Raw genomic sequence first — 26095 nt, forward strand, 5'->3', positions numbered from 1 at the left:
CAGTAACGGACGGTAATCATGCAAGTCGATTTCGAACCCGATGCGCGGCTGCGCATCGACAAATGGCTCTGGTGCGCGCGCTTCTTCAAGACGCGCTCGCTGGCTGCCGAGGCGGTGGAGCGGGGGCGCGTGAGTGTCAACGGGCAGCCCTGCAAGAACTCGCGCGAGGTCAAGCCGGGCGACACCGTGATACTGGAGGCGCATCAGCAGCGCTGGGAAGTGGTGGTCAAGGGCGTGGCCGCGTCACGCGGGCCGGCGCCGATCGCCCAGACGCTCTATGCGGAGACCGAGGAAAGTCAGGCCGGGCGACAGACAGACGCGGAACGGCGGCGCTTCCAGCACGAGCCGGCGGCGCAGATGCACGGGCGACCGACGAAGCGCGACCGGCGCAGAATCGACGACTTCAAGGGGTGACGGTTGCAGCCAGCCGGGGGCGGGGCACTCCGGCTGGCCGTAATGTAGCGGGTTAGCGGACGTACTGGACGAGGTAATGCTTGAATACGGCCTTGCCGCTGCCATACTCGGTGTCGCGCGGGGCAACCGTGTCGGACAGGCAGATGAAGACCGTCATGGCCGAGAGCGCGGCAATCAGGCAAAGGGCAACGACTGGCAGCTTGTGCATGGCGAACCTTCCGAAGGATGCACCAAAATGATCCACCTCTCTGCTCCCGTTATTTTTGACATTTTTTATTAAGTGAATCTTAGTGTGTGCGATGCAGCAAAGCAATGACGGCTCGATTTCATCGAGCAAGGCTTTGTAACGACGTATTTCCGCGTCTCTGAACCTCCACACTTGAAAAATCGGGGACTGACACCAAGTGCAGCTAGACTTGCCGGTTTGACACCCGACTCACCCGATGGCCTGCCGCCAGAGCGGGCCGTGCTTTTGTTTTGATACGAATCGACATGGAAGAACAGAACCAGACGCCAACCCCCAATACGCAGGCAGCCGAGGACGCCGCCCGCACGCCGGAAGCCGGTGCCGACGAGGTGGTCCGCCTGACGCAACAGGTGGCCGAACTGGAAGCCAAGGCCAAGGAACACTACGACATGTTCCTGCGCGCCACGGCGGAGGGCGAGAATATCCGCCGCCGTTCGCAGGACGAAGTGGCCAAGGCTCACAAGTTCGCCATCGAGAGCTTTGCCGATAACCTCGTGCCCGTGATGGACAGCCTGCAGGCCGCGCTGGCCGACGGTACCGGTGACCTCGGCAAGCTGCGCGAAGGTGTGGAACTGACCGCGCGCCAACTGACCGCCGCGTTCGAACGTGGCCGCATTGTCGAAGTGAACCCGGTGGGCGAGAAGTTCGACCCGCATCGCCACCAGGCCATCTCGATGGTGCCGTCCGAGCAGGAACCGAACACCGTGGTCAACGTGCTGCAACGCGGCTACATGATTGCCGACCGCGTGCTGCGCCCGGCGCTGGTGACCGTCTCGGCGCCGCGCTGAGCGCGAGTCGTCGGCATACGGCAGTACGAAACGCCCGGGCCATTGGCACCGGGCGTTGTCGTTTCAGGAGGGATCGAAATGTCCGAAGGAAACGAGCCGCACCTCGATCACCGCGCGTTCGAGGCGCTCGATATGGCCGAAGTCGATGGCGAGAACATCGACGCGGCGATCGCCAATGCTGGCGACGATCTGGTCTGCGTGTTCTTCTGGGGTGTGGACTGCTTCAACTGCGAGATGGCCAAGAAGGCGATCCTGGCCAATCCCGAACCGATTCGCGCGCTCGACCTGCACTGGCTGCATGCCAATGTCTATGCCCATCCCGAGCTGGGGCGGCGCTTCGGCCTGCATGGTATCCCCGTGTTCATGTTCTTCCACAAGGGTAAGAAGCTCGGCCGCGCCACGGGCTGGCACGGCCATGGGCAGTTCTCGGCGGCCGTGGGCAATGCGCGGCTCAAGGCCAGCGGCAAGCCGCTAGCGGGATAGCGCGTAACCCAGGCGGATCTGCCAGGGCGTCTTCTGGTTGTAGTTGAGCAGGCTTTCGCCATAGCCATAGAAGTAGCCCAGCATCAGGTAGCCAGCCGTGCCCGGAATCAGGCGAGAGAGCGGGTACGAGGCCTGCGCGTCGACGCTGCCGTACATCTGCCGCGTGCCCTTGCGCAGCGTGGCGGCGAATTCCCACGAATCGGGCTTCCCATAGGCCAGGTTCAGGTCCATGTAGCCGCGATAGTGCGCGATGTCCTCATTCTCGCTTTTCTCCAGGTACGCATAGACCTTGGGCGCCACGCGCCAGTGCCAGTCGTTCTGGTCGCCAAAGTACATCGTCGGCTTGAGGAACAGCGTGTTGATGCTGCGTGAATCGGCGCCGGCCCGGCCATTCGACTCGTGCTCGAAGCCCGAAGCGATCGACAGCCGGCTGATCACGCTGTTCTTCACGCCCGTGTCGGACAGGTAGTAATACAGGCTAGGGCGATAGTTGGTGTCCTCGAACGGCTTCGAGGCGCTGTGCAGGTCCCATAGCGAGAACTGCGTGTAGGCGAAGTAGAGGTTGTCGATGAAGCGCTTCGACGCCGGGTCCTTGCCCTCGTAGATCCGGAATTTGAAGCTGAGCTGGAACTTGGCGTTGGCCCCGTCGTGCGCGCCGAACATGATGTACATCGGCTCGTTGAAGGAAAGCCGTTGCGCATCACGCAGATCGGCTGGCGCCGGAGTGGATGCGGGGACATTCTCGGCCGATACGACCGGGGTGACCTGGCCGACGCTGACAGGCGCGCCGGCCGCTTTGGGTTCGGCCGGTGTGCCGGCGACCACTGGCGCAGTAACGGTGGCCGGGTTTGCGCCCGGCGCCTGGTTCAGCGTGATCAGGACCGGCGCGGCGTCGATCCCGGAGATGTCCAGGCGGACCACTCCACGCAATGTCGCAGGCCATTCCCCACGGAAGCTGACGGTCTGGTGCTCGCCTTGCCGCAGATTCAGGATGGTTGGCCCCTTGCCGATACGCCTGAGCGTGATGGGTGCCGGCGCCACAAGGTCTCCCGAGGCTGACACCTCGAGGGTGTCGGGCACGGCATAGCGGCGCGTGTCCCGATCCCCGGTGATCAGCAGGGTCAGGGTGAGCGGCTGAGTGGCATCAACGACACGCGGTGGCTGCAACACGGATACCGCGGCATCGGCTGGCGTGGCGTGGAACAGGACGGCCGACGAGGCCAGCGTAGGCAACAGCAGGCGGAAGGCCGTGCGTGGAAGTGCAACACGGCCTGACACGTAACGTGGCATCGGGAGCAATGAGCGCCGCACCGGCGGGATATCGACAGCACTCCGGTGACGTGGACGCGACAAGAGTTGCGATGCCCGCAAGCGTACCATGTGTGGCGCGTGCGGCATGTGACGAATGGTTAGCCACGGGGCGTGGCCAAACCGGGTGGGTGCGGATCAGCCGGCGGCCCGGCGTCGGATATCGTCCACGTAGGCCTGCCCGTCCGGCGGCATGCCATTGCGCTGCGCGTTCCAGAGCATCTGGCCGAGCGCTTCCATGATCTGGTGCTGGGCCTCGTGCGGCGAATCGAGCCGGCGGCTCAATGCCTCGTAGGCGGCGCGGATGCCGGGCGGCTGGTCGATCGAGACCTGTTCGGAGATCGACAGATGCATCGCCAAGTGCAGGAACGGGTTGGTCTGGCCGCCTTCCGGTGTGTAGTCGCGCGCTAGCGCGGCTTCGGTATCGGTCAGCAGAGACTGGTACTCGGGATGCTGGTCGATCCAGTCGACCGCGATCGCTTCAAGCGGCGTGAGGACGTTGCCCGCGACGCGCTTCTGCCAGGCTTCGCAGAAGAACCGGCGGACTTCTTCTCTTGAGGGATTGAACATGATGGCCGCTATTGTAGTGCAGCGGTCGCGGCTCTGCCGACGGCGCCCCGCGCATTAGTAGAATGCGGAAGTTTGTTCGCCGTCGTTCAGTACGCTGACAAACTATCGCGAACAAACCTCAGCCACTGCCATTTTTCAGATTCGCCACCGATGACTGCATCCGCCACCGGCACCATGGGCCACGCCCGCGACAAGCTCGCGGGCGTGTTGCTGATCGCGCTCTCCGCCAGCGCCTTCGGCGCCATGGCCATCTTCGCGCGCTTTGCCTATGCAGCGGGGGCGGACGTCTATGGCCTGCTGGCCGTGCGCTTCCTGCTGGCCGCGATTGCGATGGGCTTTGTGATGCGTGCCAGGGGGATCAGCCTGCCGCCGTGGCGCCGCGTGCTGGCGCTGGCGGCGATGGGTGGCATCGGTTATGTCAGCCAGTCGTACTGTTTTTTCACGGCGTTGAACTACGCGCAGGCCAGCCTGGTGGCGCTGCTGCTGTATCTCTATCCGCTGTTCGTGACGATCCTTGCCGCCGTCTTCCTGAAGGAGCACCTGACCACTTCCACGGTGATCGCGCTGGTGCTCTGCTCGGTGGGCGCGGGTTTGACCGTGGGGGGAGGCGAGGGCAGTTCGCTAGGCATCGCCCTTGGGGTGGCCGCGGCGGTGATCTATTCGATCTATATCGTGGTGGGTGCGCGCGTGACTGCCGGCGTCAATGCCATCGCCACGACCACGGTGATCTGTACGGCGGCGGCACTGGTCTATGTGACGCTCGGGTTCTTGCGCGCGGGGGCTGGCGTGCCGCCGCAGTTTCCGGCCAGCGCAGGTGGCTGGCTGGCGTTGGTGGCCATCGCGCTGGTATCCACCGTGCTCGCGATCCTGACGTTCTTCGCCGGACTGCAGCGGCTTGGGGCCTCCAAGGCATCGATGCTGTCGACGCTGGAGCCTGTGGTGACCGTAGTGCTGGCCGCCGTGTTGCTTGGCGAACACATCGGCCGGACCCAGGCCGTCGGGGGCGGGTTGATCCTCGCCGGAGTGCTCTGGCTGACACGCCGGGCCAGCGGTACGCCCCCACTGAAGACCTCCGACGAACGGAATTGAACGGGTTCGTCAAAGCGCTTGTGGGCGCACGGCGGACGCTTGGGTACAATCGCGCTTTCTTTCATCCCAAAACCCGGAAAACGCGCAATGAAATCCGTCGATCAGGCAGTCCTTGCACAATTGTTCACTGAAGCCCGCACCCACAACGTGTGGCAAGACAAGCATGTGGATGATGCGCTGCTGAAGCAGATCTACGAAGCGATGAAATTCGGTCCGACCGCCGCAAATGGCTCGCCGGCACGCATCGTGTTCGTGAAGTCGGCGGCCGAGAAGGCCCGCCTGGTCGAGTGCGTATCGGCTGGCAATGCCGACAAGACCCGCTCGGCGCCGGTGACCGCGATCATCGCGTTCGACCGCAACTTCCACGACCAACTGCCGAAGCTGTTCCCCCACGCCGATGCGCGCTCGTGGTATGCCGGCAACGACGAGAAGATTGCCCGCGACGCGCTGATGAACAGCTCGCTGCAAGGTGGCTACTTCATCCTGGCCGCCCGCGCACTGGGCCTGGACTGCGGCCCGATGGCCGGTTTCGATGCCGACAAGCTCAACGCCACGTTCTTCCCCGACGGCAAGTGGGCGGTCAACTTCCTGGTGAATCTGGGCTATGGCGAGGCTGACAAGCTGTTCCCGCGTGGTCCGCGCCTGACGTTCGACGAAGCCTGCCGCATCGTCTGATGCGCCGCTGACCCGAAACAAAAAAGCGACCCATCGAGGTCGCTTTTTTGTTGGCGCGTGGACGGCTCAGGGGCTCAGGGCTCAGGCCGACCATTCCTCCATCGGATTGCAGGCGAGGTATTGCTTTGCTTCCGAGATGCCAAGCCGCTCCCGGGCCGCGTCGATCGGCTCGTTCAGCAGCGCATCGTAGTCTTCGGCCAGCAGCCACTTCGCCCGCTTGCCCAGGCGGTAGCCTTCGAGCACTGCGCGCGCGAACGCGAGGCTGCCGGTCAGCCGCCAGCTCTTCAGGGCAGCGGCGACCGCGATGAAGGCCCAACCCTTGCCGCCGGTCTGCGCATAGCTGAACGCGACCAGTGCCGCCTCGCCGAGACTTTCGTCGGCACGGTAGCCGGTCAGCACGTGCCAGATATCGTGGATGTCGCGTGTGCGCCGGCCGAACCACATATACGCGTCCTCGACCACCGGTTCCTGGTTCAGGTTCGAGACCTTCGCCAACCCATCCGCGCTATAGCCGGTCTTTTCGAGAAAACCACGGTACGCTGCGCCGACCGTTCCCGGGGCAAAGCTGGCGATGTATGCGGGATCGCAGAGTCGCTCGGCCAGTTCTTCGCGCAGGTAAGCAAGGCGGCGGCCTTCCGGCGTGCTCAGCAGCCGGCTGTAGTTCTTCGGCATGCTCGGGCCATTGAGCGCCCGCATGATGCGGAAGACCTGCTCTGTGTCGTGGCCGTCCGCCAGCAGTTTGCGGATGGCATCGAAGGCGGTGGGCAAGTCCCGCTTGTAAGGGTTGAAACCGGTCGAAGCGGCCATCGTTGGGCTCCTATTTTCGGGCGGGCGGATCAGGCGGACACTGGCTCGTGCAGTTGCAGTGCCGCGTTTCGGACAAAATCCACGCTGGTATCGATCGCGGTAACTGGCAGCATATGCCCTCCGCTTACCAATGTCAGCCTGGCGCCAGGGACCTTCGCGGCGAATGCCTCGCCGTTCAGCTTGTAGTCGAGGATGCGGTCCTCGCGGCCGTAAAGGACGTGGATCGGCATCCGCAGCGTGCCATAGTGCGGCACCACGGCAGGCAGGCTCGCGGCTGCGCCGATCAGGTCTTCCGAGGCGCCAAGGAAATGACTCGGTCGCAATGCCAGCAGGCCGCCGCCGCGCGTGGGGAAGTCGTCGGGCGCGCGGTCGGGGCCGAAGACAATGTCCATGACCTGCTCGCGATTCCTGATCGACATCGGGATCAGCAGCGTCCACGCCAGCAGCTTTCTCTTCCATGCGCTCGGGATCGTCATTGCCTCGAACACGGGCGAGATATGCTCGGGCGGATGCGTCAGCGGGGCGATCAGGGCCAGGCCGCCCACACGCTCGGGGTGGCGACTCGCCAGGGTCAGCGCAATCGCGCCACCCAGCGAGTGGCCGACCACCAGTGGCTTGTCGAGGCCCATCTTGTCGATCAGGGCAGCCAGCGTGTCGGCCTGCGCCGGCAGGTCGGCAGCGGCGCCGGGCGCGCGCGTCGAGTATCCGGCGGCAGGCCGGTCGATGGCCACCACCCGGAAGTCGCGCGCAAGCGGTTCGATCATCCCGTAGTCGAAGTTGCCGAGCTGGCCGGACAGGCCATGCACCAGCAGTACAGCGGGGCCGGTGCCGCGCTCGACGACATGCAACTGCGCGCCAGGGACGTCAATGAAACGCCCGGTCGGCGGCAAGGCGGCTTCGATCTTCCGGGTGGTGCGCCACGTGAACAGGAACAGCGCAAGGCCGATCAGTACCAGCAGCCCAACGACGGCGACGATGACGGAGAGCAGGACGTTCACGGCTGTACCTCCGCCAGGGCATCTTCCTGCGGCAAGGTCGCGGTGCCTTGCCTATCAAACTGCAGCACGCCATCCGCGATGCGGCCATGGCGAATGGTCATCATATCCATGAAGTAGTTCTGGTAGACGCGCCACGGCCGGCGGTCGCCCTGCCGGGGCAGCACACTGGCGGCGCGTTGCACGTAGCCCGAAGAGAAGTTCAGAAATGGCATGGTCTGCACGGTTGGATCCACGTGCGGCGCGGCGGAGCGGTAGCCGTGGCGATCCATGTAACGCAGCAGCCGGCAGACGTACTCGGCGGTCAGGTCCGCCTTCAGCGTCCACGATGCATTGGTGTAGCCGAAGGCCAGCACGAGATTGGGTACGTCGCTGAGCATCATGCCCTTGTAGGCCATCGCCTCGGCCGGGCGGCGCGGCGCGCCATCCACGGTGACGACGATGTCGCCCAGCATATTCAGCTTCAGGCCGGTGGCCACCACCACGATGTCGGCCGGCAGGGTCTGGCCCGAGGCCAGCACGATGCCGTCCTCGGTGAAACGCTCGATGGTGTCGGTCACGATCGAGGCGCGGCCCTCGCGGATCTCGCGGAACAGGTCGCCGTCGGGCACCAGACAGACGCGCTGGTCCCACGGCTTGTAGCGCGGCGTGAAATGGGTGTCGACGTCATAGCCGGGCGCAAGCTGCTCGGCCGCCATGCCGATCATCCGGGCCTTGACCTTCTCGGGTTTGCGGCGGGCAAGCTGGAAGAAGAACATCCCCAGCAGCACGTTCTTCCAGCGCGTGGCCGCATAGGCCAGCCCTTCGGGCAGCATCCGGCGCAGCTTGTGAGCGATCGCATCCTGGCCGGGACGCGTGACGATATACGTGGGCGACCGCTGCAGCATCGTCACGTGGGCCGCGGCTTGTGACATGGACGGTACCAGCGTGACGGCCGTAGCGCCGCTGCCGATTACCACCACGCGTTTGCCGGCATAGTCGATCGACGGGTCCCAAAACTGTGGATGCACCATGCGGCCACGGAAGTTCTCCTCGCCGGGAAACGTTGGCCGGTGTCCCTCCGCGTAGCTGTAGTAGCCGGCGCAGACATAAAGGAAATGTGTGCGCAGGCGGACCCGGCTGCCATCGGCGGTGCGCTCGGCCTCGATCGTCCAGCAGGCTGAGCGGCTATCCCAGGCCGCGCTGACCACCTTGTGCCCGTAGCGGATGTGCTTTGTGATGCCCGCCTCGTCGGCGGTCTCGCGAATGTACGACAGGATCGACGGGCCATCGGCAATTGCCTTGGCGCCTCTCCAGGGCTTGAAGCGGTACCCCAGGGTGTACATGTCCGAGTCGGAGCGGATGCCCGGGTAGCGGAACAGATCCCAGGTACCGCCCATGGCCTGCCGGGCTTCCAGGATGGCGTAGCGCTTGCCGGGGCAGCGGTCCTGCAATTGTCGGGCGGCGCCGATACCGGACAGGCCGGCGCCGACGATCAGAACATCAAGGACTGCGTCATCAGGAGTAGGGGCGGTCATGACGGGAACCCGGATCAGTGGCATTTCTGACAACATAGGTTGTCAGAAGCAATCTGACAATAGGGAATGTCATAATGGCGCCCATGACTACCGAGCTCTCTCCCGCGCGCCGCTACCGTGGCGCCGAAGCCGAAGAACGACGCGCCCAGCGCCGCGGGCAACTTATTGCCGCGGCAGTACATGTCTATGGCGAGCGCGGCTACCAGAACGCGACAGTCAAGGCCGTTTGCGAGGCAGCCGGTCTTACCGAGCGGTACTTCTACGAGTCATTCGCCAACAGCGAGGCCTTGCTGCTGGCTTCGTTTCAAACAGTCACGGACCTGTTGCTGCAGAAGATCGAACTGGCCGGCGAAGCGGCCGGCGGTGACGGCGAGCATCGCGCATTGGCGATACTGCGTGCCTACTTCGGCACGCTGCAGTGCGAACCCCGCTCGGCGCGGGTCTTCCTGGTGGAGATCCGGGGTGTCAGCAAACTGGTGGATGAGGCGCTCGGCCTCTCGCTGCGCGATTTCGGCGGGCTGCTGGCGCGTGTGCTGATGCCGGAAGGCAAGGAGCCGGATCCGATGCTGCTGGCCGGTGTGGCTGGCGGCATCATTCATGTGGCACTGCACTGGATCCGTCACGGCTATGCGCCCGATGTCGATACCGTTGCGGCGACGGCGCTGCAACTGGCGCTGGTGTTGAAGGATCGTCAGCGTTCCTGACGACCGGCGACTGAACCGGCTACTGCTTCGGCGCGGGCGTTTTTTCCTTGAACTCGCAGAGGGGTTCGATCGCGCAGTGCCAGCACTCGGGCTTGCGCGCCTTGCACACGTAGCGACCATGCAGGATCAGCCAGTGGTGCGCATCGTGCAGGAATTCTTTCGGCACGACCTTCAGCAGCTTCTGCTCCACTGCATCGGGATTCTTGCCGGGCGCCAGGCCAATACGGTTCGATACGCGGAAAATGTGCGTGTCCACGGCGATCGTCGGCTGGCCGAACGCAACGTTCAGCACCACGTTTGCCGTCTTGCGGCCGACGCCGGGCAGCGATTCCAGCGCCTCGCGCACCGGCGGCACCTTGCCGTCGTACTTCTCCACAAGAATGCGGCACGTTTCCATTACGTGCTTGGCCTTGGTCTTGTAGAGGCCGATCGTCTTGATGTAGTCGATCAGGCCCGCCTCGCCAAGCGCCAGGATCTGCTGCGGCGAATGCGCGACCGGGAACAGCAGGCGCGTGGCCTTGTTGACGCCGACATCGGTGGCCTGCGCGGAGAGCAGCACCGCGATCAGCAATTCGAACGGCGAGCTGTACTCCAGCTCCGTGGTCGGCGTCGGATTGACCTCACGCAGGGTTTCGAAGATGGCGCGGCACTTGGCGGAGTTCATGTCGAAGGGTTGTTGTTGTCCTGCTTGTTTTCCTGTTTATTGCCCTGCTCGCCGGCCGGTTCGTGCGTTGTCATGCCAAGCTTTGCCCGCCGTGCTTCGGCAGCGTCGATCTGCGCCTGGACGGCCGGCGAAACGTTCTCGGTGTTGAGCGGCCGGGCCGCAGCCTGCTTCTGTCGCGCGCGTTCAATGGCCGCCTGGATGATCGCCTTCTTGCGTGCCTGGGCTTCCTGTTCCGCGGTGTTGGCGACGGGCTCGGCCTGCAGCGCCTCGAGTTTGGCGGCAGCCTTGGCAGCCAGCCGCGCATCGTTTTCCTCGCGCTCCCGCACCAGTCGCACGCCGCGCGCGGCGTAGCGCGCGTGTGCCGCGTCGGCCTGCTCCTGTGACCACGCAGCCCATCCCGTTTGCTCGCCGGTGACCGGAATCATCTCGATGCAGTCGACCGGGCAGGGCGCCACGCACAAGTCGCAGCCCGTGCACCAGTCTGGCAGAACGGTGTGCATCTGCTTGGGCGCACCGACGATGGCATCGACTGGGCAGGCCTGGATACACAGCGTGCAGCCGATACAGAGCGATTCTTCGATCCGGGCGACCGCGCGGGGTTGCTCCACGCCGCGTTCCGGGTCGAGCGGCTGTGGCGCGACGCCGAGCGCCGCTGACAGCCGCACGATGCCTTCGGCGCCGCCCGGGGGGCAACGGTTGCTTGCCGCTTCACCGCGCGCCATGGCTTCGGCGTAGGGGCGGCAGCCATCGAACCCGCACTTGGTGCATTGGGTTTGTGGCAGCAGGGCTTCAAGGCGATCCGCCAGGCTGGCGGCGGCTGAGGGGGTGGTAGTCACGACTGCGAAACGTATATCGAGGGACGGCTGAAATCTGGCACGCTTCTGGCGAGCGTGTGCGCGGCAAGGATTATCCCCGATTTCGTCGCGGGCCAGAAAAAGCGATGATGCGCTGCGTCACCCGTTCGGGGAGGAACAGGGCGATGCGACATTGCTGTGTGCCATAATCCGCGCAACTCACAGACCAGGAATTCATGTCAAACGAGCCAAGAACCAAGCGGGACCCCGAGGGCACGCGCCGGCGCATTCTGGCTGCGGCCACGGAAGAGTTTGCCAAGGGCGGGCTGGCCGGCGCGCGCGTCGACCAGATCGCGCGCCGCGCCGAGACCAACGAGCGGATGCTCTATTACTACTACGGCAGCAAGGAGGGCTTGTTCCTTGCGGTGCTCGAAAAGCAGTATGCGGAGTTTCGCGCGGACGAAGAGCGCCTCCACATCACCGACGAAGACCCGGTTGCCGCCGTCCGCACGCTGGCTCGCTTCGTCTGGGACTGGTATTACCAGCATCCGGAGTTCATCCGGCTGGTGAACAGCGAGAACCTGCACGAGGCGCGGCACCTGAAGAAGTCCGCGCAATTGCATCAGCTCGTCAACCCGGTGGTCGACGTGCTGGCCGACATCATCAAGCGAGGACAGAAGCAGGGCCTGTTCCGCGATGACATCGACGTGCCGCAGTTCTACCTGACCATCTCGGCGCTCGGCTATTACGTGCTGTCGAATCGTTACACGATCAGTGCCGTGATCGGCCGCGACGTGGCCTCGGAGGAGGAGCACGAGCGCTTTGCCGATCTGCATACCAAGATGCTGCTGTCGTATCTGAAGCGCTGAAGCTGGCGCCGGCATCGGCAAATAAAAAAACGCCCGCGAGTCTTCGCGGGCGTTTGACTTTGATGCGACGCGCGACGGTCAGGCGCGGTACTTGCGGATGAAATCGCGCAGTTCCGGGTAGACGCTATCGCGCCAGCGGCGGCCCGAGAAAATCCCGTAGTGGCCGCATTTCTCGGCGGTCAGGTGTTGCTTGCGGGTCTTCGCGATGCCGGTGCACAAGTCGTGCGCGGCGGCGGTCTGGCCGGCGCCCGAAATATCGTCGAGCTCGCCTTCGATCGTCAGCAGGGCAGTGCTCTTGATGTCCTGCGGACGCACCGGCTCGCCGTCGACAACCCACGTGCCATTGGCCAGGCGGAATTCCTGGAACACCGTGCGAATCGTCTCGAGGTAGTACTCGGCCGCCATATCGAGGACGGCGTTGTACTCGTCATAGAACTTGACGTGCGCCTCGGCGTCGTCGGACCCGCCCTGGACCAGGCTCAGGTAGTAGTCATAGTGCGACGACACATGGCGGTCCGGGTTCATCGCCACGAAGCCGGCGTGCTGCAGGAAGCCCGGATAGACGCGGCGGCCGTGGCCCGGGTAGTTGGCCGGCACCGTGTAGATGACGTTGTTCTCGAACCACTCGTAGGACTTGTTGGTGGCGAGCGAGTTGACCGCCGTTGCGCTCTTTCGCGCGTCGATCGGGCCACCCATCATCGTCATGGTGCGCGGGGTCTTCTCACCTGCCGACGCCATCAGCGAGATCGCGGCAAGTACCGGCACGGTCGGCTGGCACACGGAGATCACATTCAGGTTCTCCGCGCCAATGTGGCGGATGAACTCCTGGATGTAACGGATGTAGTCGGACAGATGGAACTCGCCGTGCTCCACCGGCACCATGCGGGCGTCCACCCAGTCGGTCACATAAACTTTGTGGTCCTGCAGCAAAGTGCGCACGGTATCGCGCAGCAGCGTGGAGTGGTGGCCGGACAACGGCGCGCAGACCAGCACGACCGGCTCGTCCTTGAGCAGCTTGATGGTGTCCGGATCGTCCGCATAGCGCTTGAAGCGCACCAGCTTGCAGAACGGCTTGTCCAGGATGGTTTGTTCGACGATCGGAATGTCGCGGCCATTCGAACGGACGGATTTGATGTTGAATTCCGGCTTTTCGTAGGCTTTTCCCAATCGGTACAGCAATTCGTAGCCTGCTGCCAGCCGAGGAGCGCCGGGGACCAGTGAAAGAGGGCTGAGGGGGTTCGTAAATGTCTTTGCAGTCGCTTGGGCCCACGCGGTAAGCGGGTTCAGCATCGTGCGCTGGAATTCATGCAGTTGATAAAGCATGGGGGTACCTGTCTAGCCTTTCTTGTCGCCAACGGATGTCGTGCAACCGATTATGCACGGAATAGAACGATCGTGCTTTGCAGCATAAACCTCATCGTTGTACCTGCAAGTGGGGAAGACAATAGGGCATTTGCCTATATTCCAGATGACATTTCCGAGCGCCCAAAGAAAAAGGCGACCGGAGTGGCCTCCAGGTCGCCTTTCGCTGCCGGATGCCGCATTTTGGTGCGGCGCCCGTCCGATGTCGCCGGTTTAGTAGACGGCGGCGATCGCGTTCACCACGGCGTCGATGTTGCGGCTGTTCAACGCTGCCACGCAGATGCGGCCCGTGCTCACGGCGTAGATGCCGTGTTCGTTGCGCAGGCGGTCCACCTGGGCCGAGGTCAGGCCCGAGTACGAGAACATGCCGCGCTGGGCCTTCACGAACGAGAAGTCGCCCGGCACGCCCTTGGCGGCCAGCTTGTCGACCAGCGCATGGCGCATCAGCTTGATGCGGTCGCGCATTTCGGCCAGTTCCTGCTCCCACATGGCGCGCAGTTCCGGGCTGTTCAGTACGGTGGCCACCACGGTGCCGCCGTGGGTCGGCGGGTTCGAGTAGTTCGTGCGGATGACGCGCTTGATCTGCGACATCACGCGCTGGGCTTCTTCCTTGCCCGTGGTCACGATCGACAGGGCGCCTACGCGCTCGCCGTACAGCGAGAAGCTCTTCGAGAACGAGCTGGAAACGAAGAACGGCAGGCCCGACTCCGCGAACAGGCGCACAGCGGCGCCGTCCGGCTCGATACCCTCGGCAAAGCCCTGGTAGGCCATGTCCAGGAACGGGATCAGGTTACGTTCCTTGACCAGTTCCACGACCTGCTTCCACTGGGCTTCGTCCAGATCCACGCCGGTCGGGTTGTGGCAGCAGGCGTGCAGCACGACGATCGTGTTGGCCGGGTACGACTTCAGCGATTCCACCATGCCGGCGAAGTTCAGGCCGTGGCTGGCAGCGTCGTAGTAGGCATAGTTGATCACGGGGAAACCGGCGGCTTCGAACAGCGCGCGGTGGTTTTCCCAGCTCGGATCGCTGATTGCGACCGATGCGTTCGGGTACAGGCGCTTCAGGAAGTCGGCGCCGATCTTCAGGGCGCCGGTGCCGCCGAGTGCCTGAGCCGTCACCACGCGGCCTTCGGAGATCAGGGCCGATTCCTTGCCGAACAGCAGGGTTTGCACGGCCTGGTCATAGGCGGCGATGCCTTCGATCGGCAGGTAGCCACGCGGCGTGGCGGTCGTCAGGCGGGCCTTTTCGGCCTCCTGCACGGCGCGCAGCAGCGGAATTTTCCCTTCGTCGGTGAAGTACACGCCAACGCCCAGGTTCACCTTGGTGGCGCGGGTATCAGCATTGAACGCTTCATTCAGGCCCAGGATCGGGTCGCGCGGGGCCATCTCGACGGCAGAAAACAAACTCATTTGGAATCTCGTGGTCAGCTGTGTAACAAAACGGAGGGCGTAGAATCGCTTCGACTGCGCAGTGGCTGCAGCGGAACCTGGAACACACTCCTGACAGAACCTGACAGCAGCGTCGGGCAGACTGTGCTTGAACCAAGCCGCGCAACCCCAAGATTCTAGCGTATCCGCCAGTTTTCCTCAGGTATTTCCCTACGTTTATGACGAACCTTGCTGAAGCCGCCCCCGCCCTGGATGAAGACAAATTCGTCACGTTTCCGGGGTCTCCATTCCAGCTTTATCAGCCGTATTCGCCGGCGGGCGACCAGCCGGAGGCGATCCGCCAACTGGTGGAGGGCGTGGAGGACGGCCTGTCGTACCAGACGCTGCTGGGCGTGACCGGCTCCGGCAAGACCTTCACGATGGCCAACGTGATCGCCCGGATGGGCCGGCCGGCCATTGTCTTCGCGCCAAACAAGACACTGGCGGCGCAGCTGTATTCCGAGTTCCGGGAGTTCTTCCCGCGCAACGCGGTCGAGTATTTCGTCAGCTACTACGATTACTACCAGCCCGAGGCCTACGTGCCGCAGCGCGACCTGTTCATCGAGAAGGACTCGTCGATCAACGAGCATATCGAGCAGATGCGGCTGTCGGCGACCAAGAGCCTGCTGGAACGACGCGACACGATCATCGTCGCCACGGTGTCGGCGATCTACGGTATCGGCAATCCGAGCGAATACCACCAGATGATCCTGACGCTGCGTACTGGCGACAAGATCAGCCAGCGCGATGTCATCGCCCGCCTGATCGCGATGCAGTACACGCGCAACGAGACTGACTTCCAGCGCGGCACGTTCCGCGTGCGCGGCGACACGCTCGACATCTTCCCGGCCGAGCACGCCGAGATGGCGGTGCGCGTCGAACTGTTCGACGACGAGGTGGATTCGCTGCAGTTCTTCGATCCGCTGACCGGCCGCGTGCGCCAGAAGATTCCGCGCTTCACGGTCTATCCCTCGAGCCACTATGTGACGCCGCGTGAAACGGTGCTGCGTGCGATCGAGGACATCAAGGTGGAGCTGCGCGAGCGGCTGGATTTCTTCTACAAGGAGAACCGCCTCGTGGAGGCGCAGCGGCTCGAGCAGCGTACGCGGTTCGATCTGGAGATGCTCACCGAACTGGGCTTCTGCAAGGGCATCGAGAACTATTCGCGCCATCTGTCGGGCGCGAAGCCGGGCGAGCCACCGCCGACGCTGGTTGACTATCTGCCGCCAGACGCGCTGATGTTCCTGGACGAGTCCCACGTGCTGATCGGCCAGTTGAACGGCATGTACAACGGCGACCGCGCGCGCAAGACCACGCTGGTCGAGTACGGCTTCCGCTTGCCCTCGGCGCTGGACAACCGGCCGCTCAAGTTCGACGAGTACGAGCGAAAGATGCGCCAGGCGGTGTTTGTGACAGCCACTCCGGCGAACTACGAGAAGGAGCACGCGGGGCAGGTGGTCGAGCAGGTGGTGCGGCCGACGGGTCTGGTCGATCCGGTGATCGAGGTGCGGCCCGCCACGACGCAGGTGGACGACCTGCTTGGGGAAATCCATCAGCGGGTCAAGGTCAACGAACGTGTGCTGGTGACGACGCTGACCAAGCGCATGGCGGAGCAACTGACCGAGTTCCTTTCGGAAAATGGCGTGAAGGTCCGCTACCTGCATTCGGACATCGATACCGTCGAACGCGTGGAAATCATTCGCGACCTGCGGCTTGGCACGTTCGATGTGCTCGTGGGCATCAACCTGCTGCGCGAGGGGCTCGACATCCCCGAGGTGTCGCTGGTGGCGATCCTCGATGCGGACAAGGAGGGTTTCCTGCGCGCCGAGCGTTCTCTGATCCAGACCATCGGGCGGGCCGCGCGTAACGTCAATGGCACGGCCATCCTGTATGGCGACCGCATGACCGACTCGATGAAGGTGGCGATCCGGGAAACCGAGCGTCGCCGCGAGAAGCAGATGGCCTTCAACGAAGCCAACGGCATCACGCCGCGAGGCGTGGTCAAGCGCATCAAGGACATCATCGACGGGGTCTACAACGCCGACGATGTCAAGGCCGAACTGACGGCCGCCGCCGAGCGGGCCAGGTACGAAGACATGAGCGAAAAGCAGGTGGCCAAGGAGATCAAGCGGCTGGAGAAGCAGATGCTCGACCACGCCAAGAACCTGGAGTTCGAAAAGGCGGCCCAGGTGCGCGATCAACTCGCGAAGCTGCGGACGCAGGTGTTCGGGGCTGGGGCCGAAGGCGATCATCTCCTGCCGCCGTCCGCGTAAGAGGTCGATCGGGGATCACCCCGAGCCACGGCGTATCGCCGGCATCCTATAGTGGTTGGGGCGGAGACGCCGGATCACGGACAAGGAGCACGCCATGGTGAGTCAGTTCGAATATGGTGGTTATGCGGTAGTGGCCCGTGCAGTCCCGCACGCGGGCGGTGGGTTTGCCGGGGTATTGACGATTGCCGACGCGTTCGGCGAGCCCGGCGGCCCGACTTTCGAGACGGAAACCGGCACGGCGCATTCGCCCGAGGCTGCGCTTGCCCTGGCGGAAGCCGAGGCCATGCGTACGATCGACGCCGGTGAAGTGAACTGACGGGCCGGCAACGCGCAGCATCCGGAAGCGCAGGACGCAGGAGACAGGTAATGGCCTATAGCAGTGAGTGGAAGAAGAGGGTTTTCGAGACGCACGAGATTCAGGTGCTGGTGAAACCCCGTTCACCGATCGCATGGGAATACACGGTGCGGGTGTGCCGCAAGGGCACGAATATCCGCGCTGCCAGCACGATGGTGGAAACAGCGCCACCCTCCGAGCGGTACGGAACGCCCGAAGAAGCCGAGGCGGCCGGATTCGCGCGTGGCAAGGCGATCGCCGAGCAGCTCTGACCGGGCGAAGTCGTTTCGGCGTCAGTCGGCAGGCGGTAGAATCGCGCCGATGAAAAAGTACGCCATTCTGATGTGTTGCATGGGCAATATCTGCCGTTCCCCGACGGCGGAGGGTGTCCTGCGCGCCAAGCTCGAGGCCGCCGGCCTTGCCGATCTGGTCGAACTCGATTCGGCCGGCACGCATGACTATCACGTGGGCAGGGCGCCCGACGCGCGCAGCCAGCGCCATGCGCTGCGACGCGGCTACGACTTGTCCGCACTGCGTGCCCGGCAGGTGGTCGTGGCGGACTTCAGTCGCTTCGACCTGGTGCTGGCGATGGACCAGGCCAACCTTTCGGCGCTGCGCGCGCTCCATGCCGATGCTGGCGCCGACAGGCTACGCCTGCTGATGAGCTTTGCCACGCAGCACAACGCCGAGGAAGTGCCCGACCCGTACTACGGCGAGGGCGATGGTTTCGAGCGCGTGCTGGACTATATCGAGGATGCCTGTGACGGCGTGATCGAGATGTTGCGGAAGCGGCTGATCTGATGCTGCGTTCCCTGTTTCGAAAGTGGCGCGAGTCACGCAATGCCAGCCTGCAACTGGATGCCATCCTGGCCGCGGCCGACCCCGATGCGCTGCTCGCCGACCGAAATCAATGGCTGATCGAACTCGCCTACTGGCTGCGCCGGGACGGCAATCTCGATGCCGGCGCGGAGGCGGGCGGGGCCGGCAGCCGCAGTTTTCCGGTCCATGTTCGTCTGCGTTACCTGCTGCAGGTGCTGGCCCGGCATCCCGACTGGGCCGACAGCTTCGCCCGCACGGTCCGCTCGATCGTGCGCGACAACGATCCGACCTCGCTGTTCTGCGATACCGGCGTGGCCTCCCACCCTGGGATCTGGAGCGAGATGGCGGACCGGCTCCAGGCGCGCTTCCTGCCGCCGCCCCCGAATCGCAGCGATATGGCGGGCCTGTTCGCGCTGTTGTTTGTCGATGAGAACGACGCTGACTGGGTCGAGACACTCGACGACGAACTGGTCGAGCGGCTTGCCCAGGCGTTGCTGGTGGGCGCCGAGGGCGGGGCGGAAGAAGGGGATGGCGTCAAGCGCCTGCGCAAGGCGCGCGAGGCAACGCTGACGGCCAGCATCCAGGTTCTGGTGAGCCAGGTGAAGGCGACGGGGCTGAGTCAGGCGATCCGCAGCCGCCTGCGTGGGCGTGTGGACGAGACACCGTTCTTCCGCCTGGACCGCGCTGTCGCGGCATTGTGCGAGGAAGGACTGGCGCACGATGATGCATTCGTCCATCGGCTCAATTATTTCCGTGGCCTGCTCGACGGTTGCCACGCAGCCGCGCGCCAGGTCTACGAGGATCTCGAGGAAAACGGTGTCTCCGTGGAGGTGGTGTTCCAGATCGAGCGGATGAAGGCTCGCCTGGCACGCATCGATCTGCTCCTCACCGCATGGGTCGATCCCTCGCACCATGGGCGGCACGCGCACCTGATTGCCGAGTTGATCCGATCGACGCAGGCGCGGCGCAGCGTCGGGCATCTGATGAGTTCGTCGTTCGCGCAACTCGCGCGCAAGGTCGTCGAGCGTTCGGCCGAGAGCGGCGAGCACTACATCACGCGCGATCGCAAGGAGTATGCCGAACTGATGCGCGCCGCGATGGGCGGTGGTCTGGTTACCGTCCTCACCGTCTACCTGAAGTTCCTGATCTACGGGCTTCACCTGGACAAGTTCATCGAAGGCTTCCTGGCCTCGCTGAACTACGCGGGCAGCTTCCTCGCGATCCATTTCGCGCATTTCACGCTGGCCACCAAGCAGCCGGCCATGACCGGGCCGGCGCTGGCGCACCGGCTCGACGGCGCGGGGCGGCCGGAAGGGCGCGAGATTTTCGTCGACGACACGATCGCCATGATCCGGTCAAATGCGGCCGCGATCTTCGGCAACCTGTCCGTGGTGTTTCCGGTGGCGCTGGCGATCGAGTGGGGCGCGGGCAAGGCGTTCGGCGCCCACCTGCTGACGCCCGCGAAGGCGATCGCGACGATCGAATCGTTCTCGATCCTGGGCCCCACACCGCTCTATGCGATCTTCACGGGCGTGCTGCTCTGGCTGTCGAGCCTGATCGCGGGATGGGCCGACAACTGGTTCGCGCTGCATCGCGTGCACGACGTCATGGCCTACAACCGGCGCTTGCGCTATGTACTCGGTCAACGCGGCGCGATGCGCCTGGCCGATTTCTGGAAACGCAATCTCTCGGGCATCACGGCCAACGTGTCGCTGGGCTTTCTGCTTGGGCTGGGGCCAGAGATCCTGAGCTTCTTCGGCCCGCACATGGAAGTGCGCCATGTGACGCTTTCAACGGGTTCGATCGGCGCAGCCATTGGCGTGCTTGGGCTCGATGCGCTGCGCATGCCCGCCCTGTGGCTAGCGGTGGCGGGGATCGCGCTGATGGGGGTATTGAACGTGGCGGTGAGCTTCGCGCTGGCTTTCAACATGGCCCTGCGCTCGCGCAACCTGCGTCGGGTCGATCGGCGGGAAGTGGTGCGGGCGGTGCGTCAGCGCATTCTCCGGCACCCGCTTTCCTTGCTGATTCCGCCGCGTAAAGCGCCGGATTCGGCGCCCGAGGGAAGCCCGTCGTTATAGCGAGTGGAACACTGCATTGCAGCAAGGGGTACTTGACTGATTTAGTCGGAAAATCTTATACTCGACCGAAATCCTCAAGTATTCCACCCCGAGCATCATGAGACTGACCACCAAAGGCCGTTTCGCGGTAACCGCCATGATCGACTTGGCCATGCGCCAGGATCAGGGTCCTGTCACCCTGGCAGGCATCAGTCAACGTCAGAAGATCTCCCTGTCGTACCTGGAACAGCTGTTCGGCAAGCTGCGCCGCCACGAAATCGTGGAGAGCGTGCGTGGTCCGGGCGGCGGGTACAGTCTCGCCCGCAAGGCCGAGGACGTCACGGTGGCGGACATCATCATCGCCGTGGACGAACCGCTCGATGCGACGCAGTGCGGGGGGAAGGGCAATTGTAACGGGGATGACGGCAGCGGACGCTGCATGACTCACGAACTGTGGGCCACGCTGAACCAGAAGATGGTTGAGTATCTCGACTCCGTCTCCCTGAAGAATCTGGTCGACCAGCAGCGCGCCCGCCAGCCGGCGGTGCTGCACGACATGCGCGAAGACGCCGCGCAGCAGCCGGTCGCCGTGACCCGTGGCAAGGCGGACAAGCAGGAAAAGCCGGCACGCCCCCGCGTGGTCAATTCGGTTTTCAGCCTCGCGCAGTCCTGAGCAGGGATTTCGCGGCTGCAGTAAACTATCGGTAGACATTAAGCGATTAGCTGTACCTATAAGGCAGTCATAACGATGAGCACCACCCCACATTTCCCGATCTACATGGATTACTCGGCCACGACGCCGGTGGACCCGCGCGTGGCCGACAAGATGATTCCGTACCTGCGCGAGCAGTTCGGTAATCCGGCGTCGCGTAGCCACGCGTATGGCTGGGACGCCGAGCGCGCTGTGGAAGAGGCGCGCGAGCAGGTGGCCGCGCTGGTCGGCGCCGATCCGCGCGAAATCGTCTGGACGTCGGGCGCGACCGAGTCGGACAACCTCGCCATCAAGGGCGCGGCGAATTTCTACTCGGGCAAGGGCAAGCACATCATCACCGTGAAGACCGAGCACAAGGCCGTGCTCGATACCACGCGTGAACTGGAGCGTCAGGGCTTCGAGGTGACGTACCTCGACGTCAAGGATGACGGCTTGATCGACATGGATGTGTTCAAGCAGGCGATTCGCCCGGACACGATCCTGGTGTCGGTGATGCTGGTGAACAACGAGATTGGTGTGATCCAGGACGTCGAGCAGATCGGTGAGATCTGCCGCGAGAAGGGCATCATCTTCCATTGCGACGCCGCGCAGGCGACCGGCAAGGTGACCATCGACCTGAGCACGCTGAAGTGCGACCTGATGTCGTTCTCGGCCCACAAGACCTATGGCCCGAAGGGCATCGGAGCGCTGTATGTCCGCCGCAAGCCGCGCGTGCGCATCGAAGCGCAAATGCACGGCGGCGGTCACGAGCGCGGCATGCGCTCGGGCACGCTGGCTCCGCACCAGATCGTTGGCATGGGCGAGGCATTCCGTCTGGCCCGCGAGGAAATGGCCACGGAAAACGAACGTATCCGGATGCTGCGCGACCGCCTGTGGAATGGCCTGTCGAGCATGGAAGAGGTGTACCTGAACGGCTCGATGGAACACCGCGTGCCGCACAACCTCAACGTCAGCTTCAACTTCGTCGAGGGTGAGTCGCTGATCATGGCGATCAAGGACGTGGCCGTGTCGTCGGGTTCGGCCTGCACGTCGGCTTCGCTGGAGCCGTCGTACGTGCTGCGCGCCCTGGGGCGCAATGATGAGCTGGCGCACAGCTCGATCCGTTTCACCGTGGGCCGCTTCACGACCGAAGCCGAAATCGACTACACCGTCGAACTGCTCAAGAACAAGATCGGCAAGCTGCGCGACCTGTCGCCGCTGTGGGAAATGTTCAAGGACGGCGTCGACCTGAATTCGATCCAGTGGGCCGCGCACTGATTGCGGCACACGTAAAAAGAACAACCCCATTAAAAGATTGATTAGAGGTAGCCAAAATGTCTTACAGCAACAAGGTTCTCGACCACTATGAAAATCCGCGTAACGTCGGTTCGTTCGACAAGAACGACGACGCGGTGGGTACCGGCATGGTCGGCGCCCCGGCCTGCGGCGACGTGATGAAGCTGCAGATCAAGGTGAACGAGGCTGGCGTGATCGAAGACGCCAAGTTCAAGACCTATGGTTGTGGCTCGGCGATCGCCTCGTCGTCGCTGGTGACCGAGTGGGTCAAGGGCAAGACCGTGGACCAGGCGCTGGAGATCAAGAACACCCAGATCGCCGAGGAACTGGCCCTGCCGCCGGTGAAGATCCACTGCTCGATCCTCGCCGAGGACGCCATCAAGGCGGCCGTCGATGATTACAAGAAGAAGCACCCGGGCGCCGAGCAGAAGGCTGCCTGATCCGGCGTAGACGGTTTGCATGGCCGCGCGTGGCAAATGGGTCGCGCGCGGTGTTCGACAGCAAGGCAAAGATGATCTCAATGACCGAAAAGGCGGCCAAGCACGTCGCCCGATACCTGGAACGCCGCGGCAAGGGCGTGGGCCTGCGCGTGGGCGTGAAGACGACCGGCTGTTCGGGTCTGGCGTACAAGCTTGAGTACGTCGATGAAGTGCTGCCCGAAGACCAGGTGTTCGAAACGCACGGCATCAAGGTGATCGTGGACCCGAAGAGCCTGCCGTACATCGACGGCACCGAGCTGGATTTCGCACGCGAAGGGTTGAACGAAGGCTTCAAGTTCAATAACCCCAACGTCAAGGACGAGTGCGGTTGCGGCGAGTCCTTCCGGGTCTGACGGCTTTTGCCGCAAGGCATGCAACAGGGGGCGGCATAGCCGCTCCTTTTTGTTGGGGAAGCTCTTGAAAGACGATTTTTTTGCGCTGTTCGGGCTGCCTGCCCGTTATGAAGTGGACGAGGCCGCGCTGGACGCGGCCTATCGCACGGTCCAGTCGCAGGCACACCCGGACCGTTTCGCCAATGCGGGCGATGCCGAGCGGCGCGTGGCCATGCAGTGGGCCGCGCATGCCAACGAGGCATACCGGACGCTGCGCCAGCCGCTCAAGCGCGCGATCTATCTTCTGCATCTGCGGGGCGTCGATATCCAGGCCGAGAGCAATACGGCCATGGCACCCGAATTCCTGATGCAGCAGATGGAATGGCGTGAGGCGCTGCAGGATGCGGTCGACAGCCGCGCGGTGGATCAACTGGATCGCCTGCTGCGCGATCTGCGTCAGGAAAAGCTCGAACGCCACGCGGCGCTCGGCGCGCTGCTTGATGCAGACGATAACGGCGCCGCTGGCGAGGCGGCACGACAGCTAATGTTTATCGAGAAGATCGAACACGACGCGAGCGAGGCGATCGATCGTCTCGAGGATTGAAGAAATACCATGGCACTGCTCCAGATTTCCGAACCCGGCATGTCGCCGGCGCCCCATCAGCGCCGATTGGCCGTGGGTATCGACCTTGGCACCACCAACTCGCTGGTGGCCGCCGTGCGCAACAGCATTCCCGAAGTCCTGCCCGACGAGCACGGCCGCGCGCTGCTGCCGTCCGTGGTGCGTTATTTGCCGAACGGCAATGCGCATATCGGCTACAAGGCCCAGGACGAGGCCGTGCGCGATCCCAAGAACACGATCATTTCGGTCAAGCGCTTCATGGGCCGTGGCGTGCGCGACGTGGCCAATATCGAGCACAGCCTGTACGACTTCGTCGATGCGCCGGGCATGGTCCAGTTGAAGACCGCTGCCGGCATCAAGAGCCCGGTGGAAGTCTCGGCCGAGATCCTGGCCACGCTGCGCCAACGCGCGGAAGACTCGCTTGGTGATGAACTGGTCGGTGCCGTGATCACGGTGCCGGCGTACTTCGACGATGCGCAGCGTCAGGCCACCAAGGATGCGGCTCAACTGGCGGGCCTCGAGGTGCTGCGCCTGCTCAATGAGCCGACCGCCGCCGCGATTGCCTACGGTCTCGACAACGCCGCGGAAGGCATCTACGCCGTCTATGACCTGGGCGGCGGCACCTTCGATATCTCGGTGCTCAAGCTGACCAAGGGTGTGTTCGAAGTGATGTCGACGGGCGGCGATTCGGCGCTCGGTGGTGACGACTTCGACCAGCGCCTGCTGTGCTGGATCGTCGAGCAGGTCGGTCTGCAACCGCTGTCCGCCGAAGACTCGCGTCTGCTGATGGTGCGCGCCCGCGCGGCGAAGGAAGCGCTGTCGTCCAGTGACAGCACGGTGATTGACGCCGTGCTGACGAGCGGCGAGATCGTGCATCTCACGCTGGATGCCGATACCTTCATACAGATCACCGCCAACCTGGTGCAGAAGACGCTGACGCCGGTGCGCAAGGCGTTGCGTGACGCCGGTGTCGGTCCCGAGGACGTGAAGGGCGTGGTCCTGGTGGGTGGCGCCACGAGAATGCCGGCGATCCGCAAGGCGGTGGGCGACTACTTTGGCCAGCAGCCGCTGACCAACCTCGATCCGGACCGGGTTGTGGCGCTGGGCGCAGCCATGCAGGCGAACCTGCTGGCCGGCAACCATGCGCCGGGTGAGGATTGGCTGCTGCTCGACGTGATCCCGCTCTCGCTGGGGGTGGAAACGATGGGTGGGCTGGTCGAGAAGATCGTCCCGCGCAACAGCACGATTCCCGTGGCGCGCGCGCAGGAGTTCACCACGTTCAAGGACGGCCAGACCGCAATGGCGATTCACGTGCTGCAAGGCGAGCGCGAGCTGGCCAGCGACTGCCGTTCGCTGGCGCGCTTCGAGCTGCGTGGCATTCCGCCGATGGTGGCCGGCGCGGCGCGTATCCGCGTGACCTACCAGGTGGATGCCGACGGCCTGCTGTCGGTGTCGGCCCGCGAGATCGGTTCCGGGGTGGAAGCATCTGTGACGGTCAAGCCTTCGTATGGCCTGGCCGATGACGATATCGCCCGCATGTTGCAGGAGAGCTTCCAGGAAGCCGAGCACGACATGAAGAACCGCGCGCTCGCCGAGGAACGCGTGGACGCTGCCCGTCTGGTGGAAGCCACTACGCGTGCGCTCGAAACCGACGGCAACCTTCTGTCCGCCGACGAGCGTGCCGCAGTCGACGCGCTGATTGCCAATGTGAGCGAAATCGCCAAGGGCGAGGACCATCGCGCGATCAAGGCGGCGGTCGAACGCCTCTCGCAAGGCACCGACGAGTTTGCCGCACGCCGCATGGACCGCTCGATCAAGAGCGCGCTGGCCGGCAAGAAGGTTCAGGAAATCGGCTGAAGGCGGCGCTGCCCGCGCCGCGGAAAGACAACAGGATAGAAATGCCACAGATCATCGTTTTGCCCCACGTCGAGTTGTGTCCCGAAGGGGCTGTCTTCGAAGCCAAGACCGGCACGAGCGTCTGCGACGCGTTGCTTGCCAATGGCATCGAGATCGAACATGCGTGCGAGAAGTCGTGCGCTTGCACCACTTGCCACGTGATCGTGCGCGAGGGATTCAATTCGCTCGAAGACGCCGAGGAAAAGGAAGAAGACCTGCTCGACAAGGCATGGGGACTGGAGCCGAATTCGCGCCTGTCGTGCCAGGCGCTGGTGGCGGACGACGACCTGACCGTCGAGATTCCGAAGTACACGATCAACCATGCCAAGGAAGGCCACTGAGCCTGACGCCCGGAGTTTCCTCATGAAATGGACTGATACCTACGATATCGCCGCCGCGCTCTATGACAAGTTTCCGGAGGTCGATCCGCTGACGGTGCGCTTCACGCAACTGCGCCAGTGGGTGCTCGAACTCGACGACTTTAGCGATCTGCCCGAGCGTTCGGGCGAGAAGATCCTGGAGGCAATTCAGGCAGCGTGGATCGAGGAAGCGCAGTAAGCCTGCGTGACCTTTGAGAAAAAA

30 protein-coding genes are annotated in these 26095 nt (G+C 63.8%); 20 read left to right on the plus strand and 10 right to left on the minus strand.

Annotated elements, in window-relative coordinates; genetic code table 11:
* Positions 1 to 18 precede the first annotated feature (18 nt).
* Positions 19 to 414, plus strand: coding sequence for an RNA-binding S4 domain-containing protein (locus K6G35_RS05135; protein WP_008649328.1), 396 nt, complete (start codon positions 19 to 21; stop codon positions 412 to 414).
* A 52-nt stretch (positions 415 to 466) separates the two neighbouring features.
* On the opposite strand, the gene K6G35_RS05140 is transcribed toward K6G35_RS05135, so the two are convergent.
* Positions 467 to 622: a hypothetical protein gene (locus K6G35_RS05140; RefSeq protein WP_008649327.1), complete on the minus strand. Its 156-nt coding sequence runs from the start codon at positions 620 to 622 to the stop codon at positions 467 to 469.
* A 284-nt stretch (positions 623 to 906) separates the two neighbouring features.
* On the opposite strand from K6G35_RS05140, the gene grpE reads away from it, so the two are divergent.
* Together grpE and K6G35_RS05150 are read left to right on the plus strand one after the other, a co-directional pair.
* Positions 907 to 1449: a nucleotide exchange factor GrpE gene (gene grpE, locus K6G35_RS05145; RefSeq protein WP_008649326.1), complete on the plus strand. Its 543-nt coding sequence runs from the start codon at positions 907 to 909 to the stop codon at positions 1447 to 1449.
* 78 nt (positions 1450 to 1527) lie between these two features.
* Complete coding sequence (locus K6G35_RS05150) at positions 1528 to 1932, plus strand: thioredoxin family protein (RefSeq protein ID WP_008649325.1); 405 nt, start codon at positions 1528 to 1530, stop codon at positions 1930 to 1932.
* On the opposite strand, the gene K6G35_RS05155 is transcribed toward K6G35_RS05150, so the two are convergent.
* Complete coding sequence (locus tag K6G35_RS05155) at positions 1921 to 3222, minus strand: phospholipase A (RefSeq protein WP_495676163.1); 1302 nt, start codon at positions 3220 to 3222, stop codon at positions 1921 to 1923. The two genes, K6G35_RS05150 and K6G35_RS05155, sit on opposite strands and share 12 nt — an antisense overlap.
* A 156-nt stretch (positions 3223 to 3378) precedes the next feature.
* Positions 3379 to 3810, minus strand: a complete 432-nt coding sequence (locus K6G35_RS05160) for a DUF1841 family protein (RefSeq protein ID WP_008649323.1) — start codon at positions 3808 to 3810, stop codon at positions 3379 to 3381.
* A 150-nt stretch (positions 3811 to 3960) separates the two neighbouring features.
* Here K6G35_RS05160 and K6G35_RS05165 point away from each other — a divergent pair, with 150 nt between their 5' ends.
* Together K6G35_RS05165 and K6G35_RS05170 are read left to right on the plus strand one after the other, a co-directional pair.
* A complete protein-coding gene (locus tag K6G35_RS05165; protein ID WP_495676164.1) occupies positions 3961 to 4899 on the plus strand; it encodes a DMT family transporter in 939 nt (312 codons plus the stop codon).
* Between the two features lie 87 nt (positions 4900 to 4986).
* Positions 4987 to 5574, plus strand: a complete 588-nt coding sequence (locus K6G35_RS05170; protein ID WP_008649321.1) for a malonic semialdehyde reductase — start codon at positions 4987 to 4989, stop codon at positions 5572 to 5574.
* Positions 5575 to 5655: 81 nt separating this feature from the next.
* On the opposite strand, the gene K6G35_RS05175 is transcribed toward K6G35_RS05170, so the two are convergent.
* Genes K6G35_RS05175 through K6G35_RS05185 form a run of 3 tightly spaced genes read right to left on the minus strand, consistent with a single transcriptional unit; the run spans position 5656 to position 8893 of the window.
* Complete coding sequence (locus K6G35_RS05175) at positions 5656 to 6381, minus strand: Coq4 family protein (protein ID WP_008649320.1); 726 nt, start codon at positions 6379 to 6381, stop codon at positions 5656 to 5658.
* A 29-nt stretch (positions 6382 to 6410) separates the two neighbouring features.
* Positions 6411 to 7379 (minus strand): alpha/beta fold hydrolase, encoded by a 969-nt coding sequence (locus K6G35_RS05180; RefSeq protein WP_495676165.1) that lies wholly within the window; start codon positions 7377 to 7379, stop codon positions 6411 to 6413.
* Positions 7376 to 8893, minus strand: coding sequence for a flavin-containing monooxygenase (locus K6G35_RS05185; protein ID WP_495676166.1), 1518 nt, complete (start codon positions 8891 to 8893; stop codon positions 7376 to 7378). Before K6G35_RS05185 ends, K6G35_RS05180 begins: the two co-directional genes overlap by 4 nt.
* Before the next feature lie 74 nt (positions 8894 to 8967).
* On the opposite strand from K6G35_RS05185, the gene K6G35_RS05190 reads away from it, so the two are divergent.
* The gene (locus K6G35_RS05190; RefSeq protein ID WP_495676167.1) at positions 8968 to 9597 is read left to right on the plus strand and encodes a TetR/AcrR family transcriptional regulator; all 630 of its coding nucleotides are present in this window, start codon (positions 8968 to 8970) and stop codon (positions 9595 to 9597) included.
* 19 nt (positions 9598 to 9616) lie between these two features.
* On the opposite strand, the gene nth is transcribed toward K6G35_RS05190, so the two are convergent.
* Together nth and rsxB are read right to left on the minus strand one after the other, a co-directional pair.
* A complete protein-coding gene (gene nth / locus K6G35_RS05195) occupies positions 9617 to 10261 on the minus strand; it encodes an endonuclease III (RefSeq protein WP_017515297.1) in 645 nt (214 codons plus the stop codon).
* Positions 10258 to 11097 (minus strand): electron transport complex subunit RsxB, encoded by an 840-nt coding sequence (gene rsxB, locus K6G35_RS05200; protein ID WP_495676168.1) that lies wholly within the window; start codon positions 11095 to 11097, stop codon positions 10258 to 10260. The genes nth and rsxB overlap by 4 nt, the downstream gene beginning before the upstream one ends.
* A 194-nt stretch (positions 11098 to 11291) precedes the next feature.
* On the opposite strand from rsxB, the gene K6G35_RS05205 reads away from it, so the two are divergent.
* Positions 11292 to 11924: a TetR/AcrR family transcriptional regulator gene (locus K6G35_RS05205; protein WP_008649310.1), complete on the plus strand. Its 633-nt coding sequence runs from the start codon at positions 11292 to 11294 to the stop codon at positions 11922 to 11924.
* A gap of 78 nt (positions 11925 to 12002) precedes the next feature.
* Here the strand turns inward: K6G35_RS05205 and K6G35_RS05210 are convergent, their stop codons facing one another.
* Both K6G35_RS05210 and K6G35_RS05215 read right to left on the minus strand, forming a co-directional pair.
* Positions 12003 to 13247 carry a polyhydroxyalkanoate depolymerase gene (locus tag K6G35_RS05210; protein ID WP_008649308.1) on the minus strand — a complete coding sequence of 415 codons (1245 nt, stop codon included), beginning with the start codon at positions 13245 to 13247 and terminating at the stop codon, positions 12003 to 12005.
* A 252-nt stretch (positions 13248 to 13499) separates the two neighbouring features.
* The gene (locus tag K6G35_RS05215; protein WP_008649306.1) at positions 13500 to 14696 is read right to left on the minus strand and encodes an amino acid aminotransferase; all 1197 of its coding nucleotides are present in this window, start codon (positions 14694 to 14696) and stop codon (positions 13500 to 13502) included.
* A gap of 197 nt (positions 14697 to 14893) precedes the next feature.
* Between K6G35_RS05215 and uvrB the strand changes: the two genes are divergently transcribed.
* The 13 genes from uvrB to iscX all read left to right on the plus strand — a co-directional run bounded on the left by uvrB (position 14894) and on the right by iscX (position 26071).
* Positions 14894 to 16987, plus strand: coding sequence for an excinuclease ABC subunit UvrB (gene uvrB / locus K6G35_RS05220; RefSeq protein WP_008649304.1), 2094 nt, complete (start codon positions 14894 to 14896; stop codon positions 16985 to 16987).
* 94 nt (positions 16988 to 17081) lie between these two features.
* Positions 17082 to 17303: a hypothetical protein gene (locus K6G35_RS05225; protein WP_008649303.1), complete on the plus strand. Its 222-nt coding sequence runs from the start codon at positions 17082 to 17084 to the stop codon at positions 17301 to 17303.
* Between the two features lie 50 nt (positions 17304 to 17353).
* Positions 17354 to 17593 carry a hypothetical protein gene (locus K6G35_RS05230; RefSeq protein ID WP_008649302.1) on the plus strand — a complete coding sequence of 80 codons (240 nt, stop codon included), beginning with the start codon at positions 17354 to 17356 and terminating at the stop codon, positions 17591 to 17593.
* 49 nt (positions 17594 to 17642) lie between these two features.
* Positions 17643 to 18122 carry a low molecular weight protein-tyrosine-phosphatase gene (locus K6G35_RS05235; protein WP_008649301.1) on the plus strand — a complete coding sequence of 160 codons (480 nt, stop codon included), beginning with the start codon at positions 17643 to 17645 and terminating at the stop codon, positions 18120 to 18122.
* Positions 18122 to 20218 (plus strand): site-specific recombinase, encoded by a 2097-nt coding sequence (locus K6G35_RS05240; protein ID WP_035881781.1) that lies wholly within the window; start codon positions 18122 to 18124, stop codon positions 20216 to 20218. Before K6G35_RS05235 ends, K6G35_RS05240 begins: the two co-directional genes overlap by 1 nt.
* Before the next feature lie 97 nt (positions 20219 to 20315).
* Positions 20316 to 20870 (plus strand): Fe-S cluster assembly transcriptional regulator IscR, encoded by a 555-nt coding sequence (iscR, locus tag K6G35_RS05245; RefSeq protein ID WP_024569151.1) that lies wholly within the window; start codon positions 20316 to 20318, stop codon positions 20868 to 20870.
* Positions 20871 to 20945: 75 nt separating this feature from the next.
* Positions 20946 to 22166 (plus strand): IscS subfamily cysteine desulfurase, encoded by a 1221-nt coding sequence (locus tag K6G35_RS05250; protein WP_008649298.1) that lies wholly within the window; start codon positions 20946 to 20948, stop codon positions 22164 to 22166.
* A gap of 56 nt (positions 22167 to 22222) precedes the next feature.
* The gene (gene iscU / locus K6G35_RS05255) at positions 22223 to 22624 is read left to right on the plus strand and encodes a Fe-S cluster assembly scaffold IscU (RefSeq protein WP_008649297.1); all 402 of its coding nucleotides are present in this window, start codon (positions 22223 to 22225) and stop codon (positions 22622 to 22624) included.
* Between the two features lie 71 nt (positions 22625 to 22695).
* Positions 22696 to 23016, plus strand: a complete 321-nt coding sequence (gene iscA / locus K6G35_RS05260; RefSeq protein ID WP_008649296.1) for an iron-sulfur cluster assembly protein IscA — start codon at positions 22696 to 22698, stop codon at positions 23014 to 23016.
* Between the two features lie 64 nt (positions 23017 to 23080).
* The gene (gene hscB, locus K6G35_RS05265) at positions 23081 to 23599 is read left to right on the plus strand and encodes a Fe-S protein assembly co-chaperone HscB (RefSeq protein WP_008649287.1); all 519 of its coding nucleotides are present in this window, start codon (positions 23081 to 23083) and stop codon (positions 23597 to 23599) included.
* A gap of 9 nt (positions 23600 to 23608) precedes the next feature.
* Positions 23609 to 25474 (plus strand): Fe-S protein assembly chaperone HscA, encoded by a 1866-nt coding sequence (gene hscA, locus K6G35_RS05270; protein ID WP_008649285.1) that lies wholly within the window; start codon positions 23609 to 23611, stop codon positions 25472 to 25474.
* 41 nt (positions 25475 to 25515) lie between these two features.
* Positions 25516 to 25854, plus strand: coding sequence for an ISC system 2Fe-2S type ferredoxin (fdx, locus tag K6G35_RS05275; protein WP_008649280.1), 339 nt, complete (start codon positions 25516 to 25518; stop codon positions 25852 to 25854).
* 22 nt (positions 25855 to 25876) lie between these two features.
* On the plus strand, positions 25877 to 26071 hold the full coding sequence (iscX, locus tag K6G35_RS05280) for a Fe-S cluster assembly protein IscX (RefSeq protein ID WP_008649279.1): 195 nt from the start codon (positions 25877 to 25879) through the stop codon (positions 26069 to 26071).
* Positions 26072 to 26095: the final 24 nt, after the last annotated feature.

It is taken from the genome of Cupriavidus sp. HY129 (assembly GCF_059492215.1).